This window comes from Erwinia sp. B116, from assembly GCF_002865965.1.
In the GTDB taxonomy this organism is placed as follows: domain Bacteria; phylum Pseudomonadota; class Gammaproteobacteria; order Enterobacterales; family Enterobacteriaceae; genus Erwinia.
In genome coordinates, this window is the sequence record NZ_JRZZ01000129.1 from 1 (window position 1) to 449 (window position 449).

Consider the following 449-nt stretch of genomic DNA (forward strand, 5'->3'; position numbering starts at 1 on the left):
GGTGGGGTTCCCGAGCGGCCAAAGGGAGCAGACTGTAAATCTGCCGTCATCGACTTCGAAGGTTCGAATCCTTCCCCCACCACCATTTCGACTCAGATGTTGGGAGTTGAAAGCAGAATAAGTGAGCAATCACCGAGGCTGCAAAGATGACAAGCTAGCAAAGTTTGTTCATCAGGATTTCAGACTGAGCTCAAGCCCAGTCAAGGTCATCAGGTAAATGCGTGATGACTTGAGTAGACGGAGACTTTCCAGATACTCAAAAGCTACAGACAGAACAGGTAGCCGAGTTCCAGGATGCGGGCATCGTATAATGGCTATTACCTCAGCCTTCCAAGCTGATGATGCGGGTTCGATTCCCGCTGCCCGCTCCAAGCCGTGCTGATATGGCTCAGTTGGTAGAGCGCACCCTTGGTAAGGGTGAGGTCCCCAGTTCGACTCTGGGTATCAGC

At 52.1% G+C, this 449-nt stretch carries 3 tRNA genes; all 3 read left to right on the forward strand.

Features of this window, described 5'->3' with window-relative positions:
* The 3 genes from NV64_RS22915 (at nt 1) to NV64_RS22925 (ending at nt 449) form a co-directional block, all read left to right on the forward strand.
* Nucleotides 1-85 (forward strand) — tRNA-Tyr (locus NV64_RS22915).
* A gap of 211 nt (nt 86-296) precedes the next feature.
* Nucleotides 297-371 (forward strand) — tRNA-Gly (locus tag NV64_RS22920).
* 6 nt (nt 372-377) lie between these two features.
* A tRNA-Thr gene (locus tag NV64_RS22925) sits at nt 378-449 on the forward strand.